The organism is Bartonella sp. AP331QHHD (assembly GCF_042195905.1).
In the GTDB taxonomy this organism is placed as follows: Bacteria; Pseudomonadota; Alphaproteobacteria; order Rhizobiales; family Rhizobiaceae; genus Bartonella.
The window spans coordinates 1-13,731 of the sequence record NZ_JBHIPG010000021.1 but is presented as its reverse complement, the minus strand read 5'-3'; the positions used below and the strand labels follow the sequence as shown (position 1 = coordinate 13,731).

The window sequence follows — 13,731 nt, the reverse complement described above, 5'->3', positions numbered from 1 at the left end:
CCCCCCAAGTCGTCTCCCCCAAGAACGAAAGCATAACGCACACCATTGTCACCGCAATGAAAAAACACTTGGGCCCATCATTGCGGCGCTCTCCCAGCACTCAACACAAAAGCACCCCAAAGCCCCCCACGTGTCCCAATACGTCTAAACAAGCTTTAACGACCTCTCCCGTCAAACACCTCCTTCCATTTTCCAGCATGCTTTAGGTATCATTCCAAGCTCCCTACTTGCGTGCCGCAAAAACACAAAAACCAGCTCTTTCCCCCTTGAACGTGCCTTTATAGGTTGGAACCTGTCTGTACTGCTGCTTATCTTCCCCCTAAGCCTTCATTTTTGTTCTCCAGCATGCTTTCATATCACTCCAACCCCACTGGATAACCCGCTGCCCCTTCATTGCCTTACCCCCCCAATGAACCAGCCGGCAACTTCCCCCACACAAGCGCCCGCAATTCCCCATATATAGGGCTCTTTTCTTCATGCCCTCCTTTCCATATCGGCTAAGAAAATCCCCGCAAAGCTCCTCCTCCCAAGCTCCCCACCCCCCCAAGAACGAAAGCATAACGTGCACCATTGTCACCGCAATGAAAAAGCACTTGGGCCCATCATTGCGGCTTCTTTTTTCAACCCTGCTACTGCACGACGGAAAAATCATGGCGGCAATATTCTTCCTCCAATTTTTTTGCCATAGACTGAGCCACCTCTTGCGATATAAAAAGTATAGCGTTGTGTTTTTGTGGTTCGAGTCTGATTAAATTCCGCATATTTCCAGCATAATAAAGTGGAATCCCTTGATACGAAGTCTTGAGATAACTTGGCATGTTTACCACCAATAATCTGTCAAGACATCACATGGGCGTAAACGATGCTGTTTTTCATAAGAGCCATAGAGATTATCTTCATAATCGCAAGCCGCTCTTTCATTTAAACAAGCATGATAAGCTTCACTATTCAAAATGAAGGGCTGCAATTGTGTATTTTCTTCATTTATTTCATGATTTTCGACATAAAAATCCGCCATTTGTTCGGTAACATCTTCAGCATGAGAAGTTGTCAGATCGAGTCGTAAAACTCTATAAACAGTTTCACATTCTTCAATCAGTTCGAGCACTTCTTCGATTTCGTCGATTGGTCCTTCATAAGTACAAGGATTTTCCTCTTCGCATAAAACGACAATGATTTCATCCTCTTTAACGAATGAAATATTTTTCATGATTTCCCCCTTTAGATAGTTGATAAAGCATAGCCTTGTCTTGACAAGACTAAATATAGCGTTAGTCTTATATCCTCTATAGGAGAGATGTCAACCATTTTATCCTTCATAAAAGATATATTTTAAATATCTACGGGGTTCAAATGACATATGTAAAGAAAAATCTATTATTCTTTGTTCCTCTCATGCCCCTTTGTTGTTCTCTATTTGTTCTTACAAAATTGCAATTATAAACACACAGGAGAGATAAAATGAGTGACATAATATTAATAAAACACTGGAGTCGCCTTGACTCAAAAGCACAGAAGGAAGTTATTTTGAAGCTTCGTCAATTGGTCGCCGCAAAAGAGTCAAAATCGCCTGTCTCTCTTGCGGAGAGAGTTTCGAAATAAGCTCTATAAATTCTTTATCTTCAGGGCTAGCCCCTTTCCCGTAAAGAATATAATTCATACTGATATTAATTTCGTGACAAATTCGCGAGAGAGATTCGATTGTTGGTTCTTTTCCTTCAGAAAGAATAGAATGAAGGTACCCCGCGCCTTTACCGGCAGCGAGGGAGATAGATCTTTTTGACCGCCCACTTTTTTCCAAAGCGATTCTTAATCTTTGACGCCAACCATCGATATTCATAATTTCACCATATAGCGCGTCTTTTTAAAAAAACACGTCCTTTTTATAAAACGGGCTTGCATTATCCTCTAAAAAGGATAAAATTAAGGAAACAAATTTTACTTTTTCGGGGGAAATTTTTTTTTATTTTTAGATCATAAAAACACTTTAACCACCCTACCGGATATAAAAGACCACCTCCAAAGCTTCTGCCCAAAAGCAAGTACGTTGAGAATGTGTGGTATTCTTTATTTTTTCCATCACCGCAATCTTAAATCGTAAGTTTGCATGCTCTTCAAGCACAGCCAATCATTTATAAGCATCGTAAAGAAGCCTCTAGTCATCATCGAACAGAGCCAAAAGCAACACAAGTTAAATCCTTATTTGAGCTTTTATCATCAATAAAAATGTATAAAAAAGAAGAAAGTAGATTGCAGTATGAAACACGCTAATCAACAAGAAACTCCTCATTATGAATCGTCTAGGCTTCCATATGTTTGTTGGTATCAAAATGACTTTCTAGGAGGTGTACGTGGGATGCGCGCACACGAAATTGGAATCTATACGATTCTTCTCAATGAAATGTATGCCCGTGGCCGACCTTTAGAAATATCGAAAGAACGTTTAGCGCGTCTTTGTGGTTGTGACAAGCGAACTTTTGTTAATGTTTTAGAGATGCTCATCCAAGAGGGTAAGATTTTAAATTTAGCCAATGGATTATGGAACAAGCGTTGCGAAAATGTTTTTCAAGAGCGTGAAAAATTGCTTGAACAAAAATCCTTTGCGGGTCGTTCTTCGGCAAAAAAACGCAAGAAAATCAATGCAGAGATGCAACAACTGCTTAACGAAAGTCCAAAAGATGTTGCACAAAACTCAAAAGCTCAAAAGGCAGAAGAAAAGGAAACACCTTACGGTGTTTTAGAAAAGAAAATTTTGTTTGATGAGACAGAACCTTGTTTTTCCTGCGAAGAGAACTTTGAACAAAGCGATCATCCATCCCCCTTATCGGCTCTTGATTCACCTCTCCCTTTGCCTGCCCAAGCAGAAGCGGAGCAAAAAAACGCCTCCCCTTTAAAAGCTCCCCAAGACGAGTTCACTCCCGCCCCTATCGCGCAAATTGTCACGGGGGAAAAAACAAAATCCGCCACCACTCTTCCCCCCAGCAATCTTCCTGCCTCCATCCCGCTTTGCACCAACAAAAAAACCACAACCTCAGTTACCAAAGGGCATCGTCTTCCTGAGCATTGGCAAGCAGACATCAAGGCGGCAGTTTCAGAAGGCTTGAGTGAAAGCCAAGCTCTTTGGCAAGCCAAGAAGTTTCGCGACTATTGGCAAGCCAAGAGCGGCAAAGAAGCACTCAAAGTAGACTGGCAAGCCACATGGCGCAACTGGTTTCGCCGTGAGATCGAACGGTTAGAACAGCAAAAACAGGGAGGCTCCTCATCTTTTACCTCTGAGAACAACGACACGCTTTACCGCAGTTTGATCAACTATAACGACAATTTTTGACATCACACAAACAACGTATTTTTCAAGCAAGCGCGGGGACAAAAATGCTTCAAAACCACAACAGCATCGGACAAAACAAAAGGCGGCAAAACAACATTTGGATAGGCGATTCACACCGTAAAACGAGTCAACATCGACCATTTTTCTCTCATCACAAAAGCGTTTTCCCCACGCAAAAGACCCCCACAGGCACCCCAACATACACACCCCAACATGCACCCCAATACACCAGGACTCCAGCATGCACCACCCTCTCACAGACATATCCACCCCACCCTTCTTTCACCCCCTTCCTCCTTTCCGCTTTCCTCCTTTTTCTCAAGGCGCCACTTCCCATGCTCTTGGCAAGCAGACATCAACAGAGCAGCTTCAAAAACCTTCAATGAAAAGCAAACTCTTTGGCACTCCCCCTCCCACACAGGCACCCCAACACATGCCCCAACAAGGTATCCCAAAACAGGACTCCAACATGCACCACACCCTCACAGATATATCCACCCACCTTCTTGCATCATCCACCCTACCTGCCTTCCAACGCGCCCCTCTCAAAGGGCTCCACCTTCCTAAACCCTTGGCAAACAGATACCAACACAGCCATTTCAAAAACTTTCAGGATAGAGCAAGTCCCGCGCAAAAAAGGACCGTATAGCATAAGACCTTTCACCATGTGATCGAACAACGAGAACAGCAAAAACAGAATCCTCACCTCCCACATCTTGAGAAAAACGACAATAATATCACGAATGACCATGAGCACAATTTTTGAAATCAAACAAAAACTTATCTCACAAGCCGATAGAATAGCAGAAATGCTTCTTCCCCAAGGGCACAAACGAGGCAACAATTGGATTGTAGGCAACACACGTGGTGAAGCTGGTCAAAGTTTATCGATTTGCTTGAGTGGTAGTAAAGCAGGACTTTGGTATGATTTTGCAGAAAGCACTGGAGGAGATCTTTTAGACCTTTGGTGTGAAGTCAAAGGCATTAGTCTTTCTCAAGCCTTAGAAGAAGCACGCGCGACTCTCAATCTGACACGCCCCAAACCCTTTATGGCGCCCCATCGTTCCTATCGCCGTCCACCGGTCCCTACAGGGCAGAGCCCGCAGAATCTTGTAAAAACCTATCTCCACGAAGAACGCCGCATTCCTCTAGAAATTATAAAGCGTTACCGCATAGGAGAAAATGGCAAAAAAATCATTTTCCCCTTTTATAAACCCGACGGCACCCTTGCTTTAGTCAAAGAACGACTTGCACAAACGGGAGCAAAAACAAAACCAACAGCCTCCCAATGTGAACCGATTTTATTTGGTTGGCAAGCCCTTTACCCCACAAACCACCCCTCCACGCACACATCCCAGCAGGCACCCCAAAACACACCCCAGCAGGTACCCTCAACCAACCCCGCCTCTACACAGGCGCCCCAAAACACCGCCTCAACCAACCCCGCCTCCACAAAGGCATCCCCGCACACATCCCAACAGGCAACCCAGCACGCACCTCAGCAAGCATTCCAACACACACCCCAGCAGGTACCCTCAACCAACCCCGCCTCTACACAGGCATCCCAAAACACCGCCTCAACCAACCACGCCTCCACGCAGGCGCCCACGCACACATCCCAACAGGCAACCCAGCACACACCTCAGCAAGTATTCCAACACACATCCCAACAGGTACCCTCAACCAACCACGCCTCCACACAAGCGCCCCAAAACACTGCCTCAACTAACCTCACCTCCACGCAGGCGCCCCAGCAGGCACCCCAACACACACCCCAGCAGGTACCCTCAACCAACCCCACCTCCACACAGGCATTCCAAAACACCGCCTCAACTAACCTCACCTCCACGCAGGCATCCCCGCACACATCCCAGCAGGTAACCCAACACACACCTCAGCAGGTATTCCAACACACACCTCAGCAGGTACCCTCAATCAACCCCACCTCAATCAACCCCACCTCAACCAACCCCGCCTCCACAAAGGCATCCCCGCACACATCCCAACAGGCAACCCAGCACGCACCTCAGCAGGCACCCCAAAACACACCCCAGCAGGTACCCTCAACCAACCCCGCCTCCACGCACACATCCCAGCAGGCGACCCAGCACACACCTCAGCAAGTATTCCAACACACATCCCAACAGGTACCCTCAACCAACCCCACCTCCACACAGGCATCCCAAAACACCGCCTCAACCAACCACCCCTCCACACAGGCGCCCCAAAACACCACCTCAATCAACCCCACCTCTACACAGGCATCCCAAAACACCACCTCAATCAACCACGCCTCCACGCAGGCATCCCAAAACACCGCCTCAACCAACCACCCCTCCACAAAGGCATCCCAAAACACCACCTCAACCAACCACCCCTCCACACAGGCATCCCAAAACACCGCCTCAACCAACCACGCCTCCACACAGGCGCCCCAAAACACACCTCAGCAGGTACCCTCAATCAACCCCACCTCCACACACACACACCAACAGGCACCCACACACACCCCCCAACAGGCGCCATTTCCCCTTCTTTCTTCAACAAACCGTACCATTGTCATCACTGAAGGAGAAATTGATGCACTTTCCTTAGCCGCCTATGGATATCCGGCGGTCTCTGTCCCCTTTGGAGGAGGCAGTGGAGGAAAGCACAATTGGATTGAAAATGAATTTGATCATTTAGAATCTTTTGAAACGATTTTTTTAGCCACCGATATGGATCCGCCCGGAGAAGAAGCAGCCCGTGAGATTGCCAGCAGGCTTGGACGCCACCGTTGCTACCGTGTCCGTTTACCCCTTAAAGATGCCAATGACTGTTTAACCGCAGGGATCGATAAAGCCACCATAAAAGCCGCCTTTTCCTCAGCACAAAGCTTTGCACCAGAAGGTTTACGGCGCGCCTCAGACTATAAAGATCAAGTGATTGGGCTTTTTTGGCCAGAGCCTGAAAAACATCTTGGTTATACGGTTCCCTATCCTAAACTGAAGGACAAATTGCATTTCCGCCCAGCAGAATTAACGCTCTGGAGCGGTGCGAGTGGTGCAGGTAAAAGCCAATTATTATCAGATTGTATTCCCCATTGGATTGCACAAAAGAGTCGCCTTTGCTTAGCGTCTCTAGAAATGAAAGGAGAACAATCGCTTCGCCGTTTAACCAAACAAACGGGCGGCTTAGAACAGCCTACAAAAGAGACGATTGAACGGATTCTTCATTTTTTAGACGAAGGGCTTATTCTTTATGAACATGTTGGCAAATCAAGCGTTGACACCTTGCTTGAAGTCTTTGACTATTGTCGTGCGCGCTATGGCTGCGATCAATTTATCATCGACAGTTTGATGCGGCTTGGCATTGCCTCTGATGATTATGCAAAACAAGAACAAGCCGTTTATAAAATGGTTGATTGGGCTGTTTTAAACAGTGTGCACATTCACCTTGTCGCCCATGCCCGTAAAAGCGGTCTGGATAAAGATATCCCCAGCACAGAAGACATTAAAGGCGCCTCAGAGATTGGCGCCAATGCCTTTAACATCATCACCATTTGGCGCAATCGGTCGTTGGAAGATAAAATCTTTGCCGCCTCTCTCGCACAAGAAAAAGCAGATTTAGCCAAACGCCCAGGTGTCATTATGAATATTGCCAAACAACGTTCTGGTGATTTTGAAGGCAAAATAGGGCTTTGGTTTGATCCCCAAACCTACCGCTATCGCTGTTCTTTTGAACAATCATTCCCTCGACGTTATCTGTAATGCCCCATAAACCCCACTCTCTTTAAAAACGCCTCCGCTTTCAAACGCGCACGCCTTGCTCCCACAGAAACAACAGGAAGGATCAATCCACAAATGATGAAAAACACCCAATCCTTCGCGAACCAAAGCCAGCCCAACCCTAGATTCTCTGCTCCCAGACGGAAACAAAAAAAGATCGCTCCAACAACGGCGCAAAACACCACCCCCTTCAATAACCACAAACAACGCGTCACCACCCCATCTCGCCGCCCCCTCATATGCAAAATCAAGAACCACTCCAACNACCCCCTTCAATAACCACAAACAACGCGTCACCACCCCATCTCGCCGCCCCCTCATATGCAAAATCAAGAACCACTCCAACAGTGCAGCAAACACGATCCCCATCAAGGACAGGAGTCCCCAAGGTATGTCCATACTCTCCATCCCCAAAAGAGCTAAAAAAAGGACGACTCCTAAAATGCCTTAAAACAGCACTTCCTTCAAAAAGAGGGAAACACCAAAAATACAATAAAACGCCGCCCGCCACCACGGAATATCGAAGCGCTTGGAAAGCCTATAAGTACCAATAACGACAACAATAAAAAGGTAGGAAAACACCAACAACAGCAAAAAAAACAAATCGTTCGACATCACATACCCCTCACAGCAAGCCCATTAAAGATCACACCCATAAGACAAAAAAACACCCCCTACCTCAAGAACCAAGCCCATAGAACACGCGCACGCCTTATACCCTGATAAATCAAAGGAGAAAAAAATCCAACAATAAAGGGCAACACCCTCTCATCCGAGAACCAAAGCCAGCTCAACCCTAGATTCTCTGCTCCCAGACGGGTAAAACAAAGAATTGGTGCCAAAATGCAGAAAAACAGCACAAAATTCAAAGCACGCAACGACCTCTGTAGCACCGTATCACCTTGCTCGCGTATAAAGAACCCCAAGAGCACTTTCAACAATACAGACAAGAGCAAAACCTTTAAGAATACCGCCCTTATGCTATCCATATCTCTGACACCCACAGCAGCAAACCACAGGATAAAGCCCATCATGCAACAAAACATAACCGCCTTCAAGAACACTTGCCAAGCAACAGGCATACTCTTGACGCCCAGATGCACCAAACCAAGGACAGTTGCAAAAATGCAAGAAAACACCGCCCCCTTCAAGAGCAGCTCCCCGTCAACAGCGCGCCTGCCCACGCCCACATAAACAAAACCAAGGTAGGTGGCAAGGGCGCCATAAAGCACCACCCATCTCCAAAACATCCACCCTGTAACAGAGCGACGCTTTGCTCCCTTATAAATAAAAACCAAGGCCAGAGCAAAAAAGCAGAAAAACCAAGACAACAGCCAAAACATCACATTGTTCGACATCAAATACCCCTCACAGAAAGAACATCAAAGATCACGCCCGTGGAAAAGAAAAATGCTCATTCTTTTTAAGCCCCCCAACAGTACACGCACACACCGTACCCCCTCCAAAACAAACAAAGGAACAAGTCCAATAGTGCCCAGAAACACCCCATTGTTCAAGAACCAATGCGTGCTCCAGCCCATATGCTTTACTCCCACATGTGCCAACCCAACAACAGCTCCAACAACGCCACCAAACACCAGCCCCTTAAAAAACATGTCCCATGCAACCACCATACACCCCGCACCTTTATTAAGCAAAACCAAAGACCATGCCCAAAATGCAGCAAAAGATCAATCCTTTACAAAGAATGAAAGCCTAAACCCAAGACGCTTTGCCCCTAGACAAATAAGCCCAAGGATAAGACCAAAGACAACGCCAAAAAGAATGTAAAAAAACCACTTGTTTGAAAACCACACCTGAGCCAAACCAAAATGCTCAGCTTTCGCATAAACAAAATCAGAGGTCACGCCAACAAAGAATGCAAGCACCCCACCCTTAAAAAAGTCCTTCCTTGTAAACCCGAAAAACCTTATTCCCGCATAAATAGAAACAAAGGCGAGAACCAAAGGACAGAAAAGTGCCAACCACTGCCAAAACATCACATCGTTCGACATCAAATACCCCTCACAGAAAGAACATCAAAGACCACGCCCGTGGGAAAGAAAAATGCTCATTCTTTTTAAGCACCACCCCAACAGTACACGCATACAGCGTACCCCCTCCAAAACAAAAAAAGGAACAAGTCCAACACTGCTCACAAACACCCCATTGTTCAAGAACCAATGCGTGCTCCAGCCCATATGCTTTACTCCCACATGCGCCAACCCAACGACAGTGCCAATAATACAAGAAAACACCACCCACTTGAAGCACCACACCCCACGCGATATCCATTTACCCCGCACCCTCATAAGCAAAACCAAGGACAGCGCCAGCAATGCAACAAACACCGCTCCTATTACTAAAAATTCCCATGATATATCAAAACGCTTCGCTCCCTTATAAGCAAAGCCAAGAACCACTACAGCAATGGTGCAAAACACCACAGCCTTGAAAAACACGCCCCACGATACAGTTCTACTGTTTGCTCCCACAACAATAAAACAAAAGGTCGCTCCAGCAATGCAAGAAATCACCACCCCCTGCCAAAACACCTCCCACGTAATAGCCGGTCGCCCCGCATCTTCATAAGCAAAGCCAAGGACCATGCCAACAACGCAGCAAAACGCCAGCCCCTTCAAAAACATGTCCCGCGCAACCACCATACGCCCCGCTCCTTCATCAATAAAAATCAGAGACCATGCCAAAAATGCAGCAAAAGATCAATCCTTTTCAAAGAATGAAAGCCTAAACCCAAGACGCCTTACCCCTCTATAAATAAGAGCAAGGACAAAGCCCAAAAGGACATAAAACACCCACTTGTTTGAAAACCACACCTGAGCCAAACCAAAATGCTCAGCTTGCTTATAAACAAAATCAGAGACAGCAGCCAAAATGAAGCTCAACAACACCATCTTGAGGAACAAACCCTTCGTTACACCACGCCGCTGCATTACTTCATAACCCAACATAAGGAAAATACCGGGAATGCCATAAAACGCCACAGCTCGTAAAAATACGCCCCACGTCATCCCCAACGCCTTCATTTCCACATAAACAGCCACAGAGACATAAGCTACAATACAGCTAAACACCAATCCCTTCAGAGACAAAAGCCCGCGCGCCATCACTCACCTCCCTCATCAAGTCATTCAAGGAAAATCCACCATGCGACAAAACACCCCTCTTTTCAAGAGCCAAATCCATGGGGCTCCCACACACAAGCGCAACAGTCCAAGTCACCCCCAAGAGCGCATACCCCCACGGCACACTCCAACACATGTCTTCCTCTCACCCCCCTCTTTTGCCTAGATCAAGCAACATTTTTTAAAAAACGAGAAGCAAAATTAAAATTTTTAAGGAGATGCTATGAGCCATCAAGAGAAAAAAAACATGCAAACCTGCCCGCTTGATCATCAAAATCAAGGAAAGCACATTGGTCATTTAAAGACGCAAGAAATCCCTGTAGAAACGCGTAATCCTTATTTTAAACCCAATCATCCAGAAAGTTCCAGTAACCCGCGCACGATTAAAGCCATTGCCAATGCACAAAGCCATCCCATTGCCCTTTTATATGCCAAAGGACATCTCAGCAAAGCCCAATATAAAGCGGCAGAACGTTTTTATTTTTACTGGCGTCAAAGCCAAGCCGATCTCCACATGAGCCTTGACTACACCCGTGAAAAGGTTTCCTGTAGCCAAGGGTACACACACCCCATTGAACGTCAAATAGAAGCCTCCAATCATTTAAGAACAATCAAAGTTCAACTGGGTATTCTTGGCTATTCACTGCTTGAACGCGTTATCGGCTATGGACAAGCGATAAAAGAATTAAGTTCTTCAAAACGCAAACAAAACTCCCTTGCCGATCATTTACGAGATTGTTTAGACTTGCTCGCATTTCATTGGGGATATGCAAACCATAAACATTTTGAATAATCTCCCTCGCCATTTTAAGCGGCCTCCCATGTTGCCCCGCCCCCTCTAAAGAAACCTCCCCCACACGGGCTCAAGCATCCAGCAGCTCTCGCCTCCATTTTCATTACCTTGCCCCCACCCAAAAGGACAATACTTCACCCCCCTCACACATACTTAAGATACACCCCACACTCTTAAAAACAAAAAGCCTTCCCCCATATCAGTCCTATAATCATGAGGGGCTCTTAATTCGTTTTTGATTGAAGAATATTCTCAAGATGCTTGCATGTATCATAATATTTTTAAATATAGTTTAATTAATATCGAGTCTTAAAACAAATATTCAATTGAAAAAAGTATTAAGTTTTAATGCAAAATGACAAAATTTTTTGTAAAAAGTATTTTTTATATTGCTATTTTTTCAATTCTCTGCTAACTATAATATGGTAGGTTCTTTAAGTATGATTTTTTTGTATTTAGTACGGCCTTTTAAATTTATTCTTTTTTGACACGTCCTGCGAGTCAATGTTAAAATTCTCCTGCTTTTTGGTCCTCTGATTGCGACGGAGGACTTTTTTTTTATGCCTGTACTTTTTATAACTGTATTGTCTTAAATCACTTCCTTATGAGCTTTGTGATAATTCCTCCATAAGGTTTACCCGCAAAATAGATCATTCTTTTGTCAAATTGACTTGCGTTCCATTCTTAAAGAACAAAGATTCTTAACTCAATCTGATTTACAAACAGCTTGGATACACTTCCCTCTTGGCTTCTATTCAGGTTTTTCCGCTAAACTCAAGGCGCAACAGAAGCTTGCTCTGTCTCAAAAATTCACCACGCCCTTAAAAAAACACTTAAAACATATCCAAGGAAGCTTGCTTCATATCACCAAACCTCAAATGACCGTGTTTTACGGCATAACAGAATGACTTAACTATTGGATAACTTTCTTTATCGCCCCCCAACAGGTTGATGTATCACGACAACATATTGATTTATAATCATCATATCCCGTTATCCATATTAAAACCCGTTATCCATATAAAATTAAGAGACGCAGATATCATAGGGATTCTCTCATTTTAAATTTATTTCATGTTGCATCAATCAACACCTTGTCTTTTCCACATTACAAACATGAGAGACATATGAAATAACGCACTTCAAAGATTTCAAAGATAAAGAATCAAAATGCCTCTTATGAACACGCTCAAGAGCCAAAGGCTGTCATCATATGAGGCGCGAATAGTATGATAATGTGCTGGCTTTTCCTTATGAGAATTTAAAGAAAGGCTTATCCACTTCACAAGAGATTTCTCCATTATCAGATTTACCAATATCTCCAATCACCAATATAATTGTGATAATAAGATCACATAATGTTTTTAAACAAGTAGGTAAATGTGCAACACAAATATATTCTATTTAGAGCATTCTGTTTTATGTGAGTCGCGTAAACTCCCATTAAAAAACAAAATCCCCCATTAAAAACAAAATCCCTATGAGAAAAAATCTAAAGCGTGAAGATAAAAACATGAGACAAGTGTGATTCCATTCAGATATTGCTCTTTAACCGTCAAACCGAATAAAAATAGATCCGGAAAATATGTTAATCTTCCTACCTTAAGAGATAAACTGAGAATATAGACAACATCTCTCCTAACATTCCCCTTTTTCTAGCATCGCTTAAGAATCAAAAGTTATACAGCTTATTTTGTCATATTATAAAGCACTGTTTTTTAAGGCGGTATTGAAGCAGTTAAAACAATTGAAGTGTTTAGCCAACGCCATCGCCATTAGCAAAGCTAAAAAAACAAACTGTTGAAAAGCCGTGCATATCTTGTGTAAACACAAAAAAAACAAGAAAAAGGCACAAAAATATCTCAATTTTTATAAAAATACATCAGCGTCTTTTACGATTGTATTGACGAACAACCCTTATCACATAATCATCTTAAATATTGAGAATAAAGAATGAATAGCCCTCGCAAATACAGCAACCTATCAATAAAAATATAAAAACAAATCTTTTTGTTATCTCTGTTTCTTATGGAATATGCCTTTCCCTATGGATGCACTTTAGCCTCCAAAGAGTGCATTCAATCCATGGAAAGGATGCACTCCAGCCCTTAAAGAGTGCATCCTTCCCCTCAACGGATACCGCCAAACCCTCATAAAGGCAGTATCCAATCCATGAGAGGATGCACTCTAGCCCTCAAAAAGAGTGCATCCTTCCCCTCAACGGAAACTGCCAAACCCTCATAAAGGCAGTATCCAATCCATGGAAAAGATGCACTCTAGCCCTCAAAAGAGTGCATCCTTCCCCTCAACGGAAACTGCCAAACCCTCATAAAGGCAGTATCCAATCCATGGAAAAGATGCACTCTAGCCCTCAAAAGAGTGCATCCTTCCCCTCAACGGAAACTGCCAAACCCTCATAAGGCAGTATCCAATCCATAAGAGGATGCACTCCGCGCCTTAAAAAGAGTGCATCCTTCCCCTCAACGGAAACTGCCAAACCCTCATAAAGGCAGTATCCAATCTATAAGAGGATGCACCCTAGCCCTCAAAAAGAGTGCATCCTTCCCCTCAACGGAAACTGCCAAACCCTCATAAAGGCAGTATCCAATCTATGAGGATGCACTCTAGCCCTCAAAAGAGTGCATCCTTCCCCTCAACGGAAACTGCCAAACCCTCATAAGGCAGTATCCAATCCAT

General features: G+C 44.5%; 15 protein-coding genes. 3 read left to right on the top strand and 12 right to left on the bottom strand.

Annotated elements, in window-relative coordinates; translation table 11 throughout:
* Positions 1-319 precede the first annotated feature (319 nt).
* The 4 genes from ACFIMS_RS02265 to ACFIMS_RS02250 all read right to left on the bottom strand — a co-directional run bounded on the left by ACFIMS_RS02265 (position 320) and on the right by ACFIMS_RS02250 (position 1,840).
* Positions 320-478 (bottom strand): hypothetical protein, encoded by a 159-nt coding sequence (locus tag ACFIMS_RS02265; RefSeq protein ID WP_375696348.1) that lies wholly within the window; start codon positions 476-478, stop codon positions 320-322.
* A 151-nt stretch (positions 479-629) separates the two neighbouring features.
* Positions 630-818: a hypothetical protein gene (locus tag ACFIMS_RS02260; protein ID WP_273790850.1), complete on the bottom strand. Its 189-nt coding sequence runs from the start codon at positions 816-818 to the stop codon at positions 630-632.
* Positions 819-820: 2 nt separating this feature from the next.
* Positions 821-1,210, bottom strand: coding sequence for a hypothetical protein (locus tag ACFIMS_RS02255; RefSeq protein ID WP_375651140.1), 390 nt, complete (start codon positions 1,208-1,210; stop codon positions 821-823).
* 312 nt (positions 1,211-1,522) lie between these two features.
* Positions 1,523-1,840 carry an XRE family transcriptional regulator gene (locus ACFIMS_RS02250; protein ID WP_273790852.1) on the bottom strand — a complete coding sequence of 106 codons (318 nt, stop codon included), beginning with the start codon at positions 1,838-1,840 and terminating at the stop codon, positions 1,523-1,525.
* A 417-nt stretch (positions 1,841-2,257) separates the two neighbouring features.
* Here ACFIMS_RS02250 and ACFIMS_RS02245 point away from each other — a divergent pair, with 417 nt between their 5' ends.
* Complete coding sequence (locus tag ACFIMS_RS02245; RefSeq protein ID WP_375696347.1) at positions 2,258-3,328, top strand: YdaU family protein; 1,071 nt, start codon at positions 2,258-2,260, stop codon at positions 3,326-3,328.
* A 749-nt stretch (positions 3,329-4,077) separates the two neighbouring features.
* Complete coding sequence (locus ACFIMS_RS02240) at positions 4,078-7,077, top strand: toprim domain-containing protein (protein ID WP_404977323.1); 3,000 nt, start codon at positions 4,078-4,080, stop codon at positions 7,075-7,077.
* Positions 7,078-7,542: 465 nt separating this feature from the next.
* Here ACFIMS_RS02240 and ACFIMS_RS02235 read toward each other — a convergent pair whose 3' ends face one another.
* The 7 genes from ACFIMS_RS02235 to ACFIMS_RS02205 are packed head-to-tail and all read right to left on the bottom strand — an operon-like array spanning position 7,543 to position 10,377.
* Positions 7,543-7,710 (bottom strand): hypothetical protein, encoded by a 168-nt coding sequence (locus ACFIMS_RS02235; RefSeq protein WP_375696346.1) that lies wholly within the window; start codon positions 7,708-7,710, stop codon positions 7,543-7,545.
* A gap of 59 nt (positions 7,711-7,769) precedes the next feature.
* On the bottom strand, positions 7,770-8,453 hold the full coding sequence (locus tag ACFIMS_RS02230) for a hypothetical protein (RefSeq protein WP_375696345.1): 684 nt from the start codon (positions 8,451-8,453) through the stop codon (positions 7,770-7,772).
* Between the two features lie 24 nt (positions 8,454-8,477).
* Complete coding sequence (locus tag ACFIMS_RS02225) at positions 8,478-8,759, bottom strand: hypothetical protein (protein ID WP_375696344.1); 282 nt, start codon at positions 8,757-8,759, stop codon at positions 8,478-8,480.
* A gap of 27 nt (positions 8,760-8,786) precedes the next feature.
* The gene (locus ACFIMS_RS02220) at positions 8,787-9,110 is read right to left on the bottom strand and encodes a hypothetical protein (RefSeq protein ID WP_375696343.1); all 324 of its coding nucleotides are present in this window, start codon (positions 9,108-9,110) and stop codon (positions 8,787-8,789) included.
* 24 nt (positions 9,111-9,134) lie between these two features.
* On the bottom strand, positions 9,135-9,803 hold the full coding sequence (locus tag ACFIMS_RS02215; protein WP_375696342.1) for a hypothetical protein: 669 nt from the start codon (positions 9,801-9,803) through the stop codon (positions 9,135-9,137).
* A gap of 15 nt (positions 9,804-9,818) precedes the next feature.
* On the bottom strand, positions 9,819-10,223 hold the full coding sequence (locus tag ACFIMS_RS02210) for a hypothetical protein (RefSeq protein ID WP_375696341.1): 405 nt from the start codon (positions 10,221-10,223) through the stop codon (positions 9,819-9,821).
* Positions 10,183-10,377 carry a hypothetical protein gene (locus ACFIMS_RS02205; RefSeq protein WP_375668421.1) on the bottom strand — a complete coding sequence of 65 codons (195 nt, stop codon included), beginning with the start codon at positions 10,375-10,377 and terminating at the stop codon, positions 10,183-10,185. The genes ACFIMS_RS02210 and ACFIMS_RS02205 overlap by 41 nt, the downstream gene beginning before the upstream one ends.
* 87 nt (positions 10,378-10,464) lie before the next feature.
* Here ACFIMS_RS02205 and ACFIMS_RS02200 point away from each other — a divergent pair, with 87 nt between their 5' ends.
* Entirely contained in the window at positions 10,465-11,034 is a 570-nt protein-coding gene (locus ACFIMS_RS02200; RefSeq protein WP_375696340.1) for a hypothetical protein, read from the top strand.
* Between the two features lie 2,371 nt (positions 11,035-13,405).
* Here the strand turns inward: ACFIMS_RS02200 and ACFIMS_RS02195 are convergent.
* The gene (locus tag ACFIMS_RS02195) at positions 13,406-13,531 is read right to left on the bottom strand and encodes a hypothetical protein (protein ID WP_375693598.1); all 126 of its coding nucleotides are present in this window, start codon (positions 13,529-13,531) and stop codon (positions 13,406-13,408) included.
* Between the last annotated feature and the right edge of the window lie 200 nt (positions 13,532-13,731).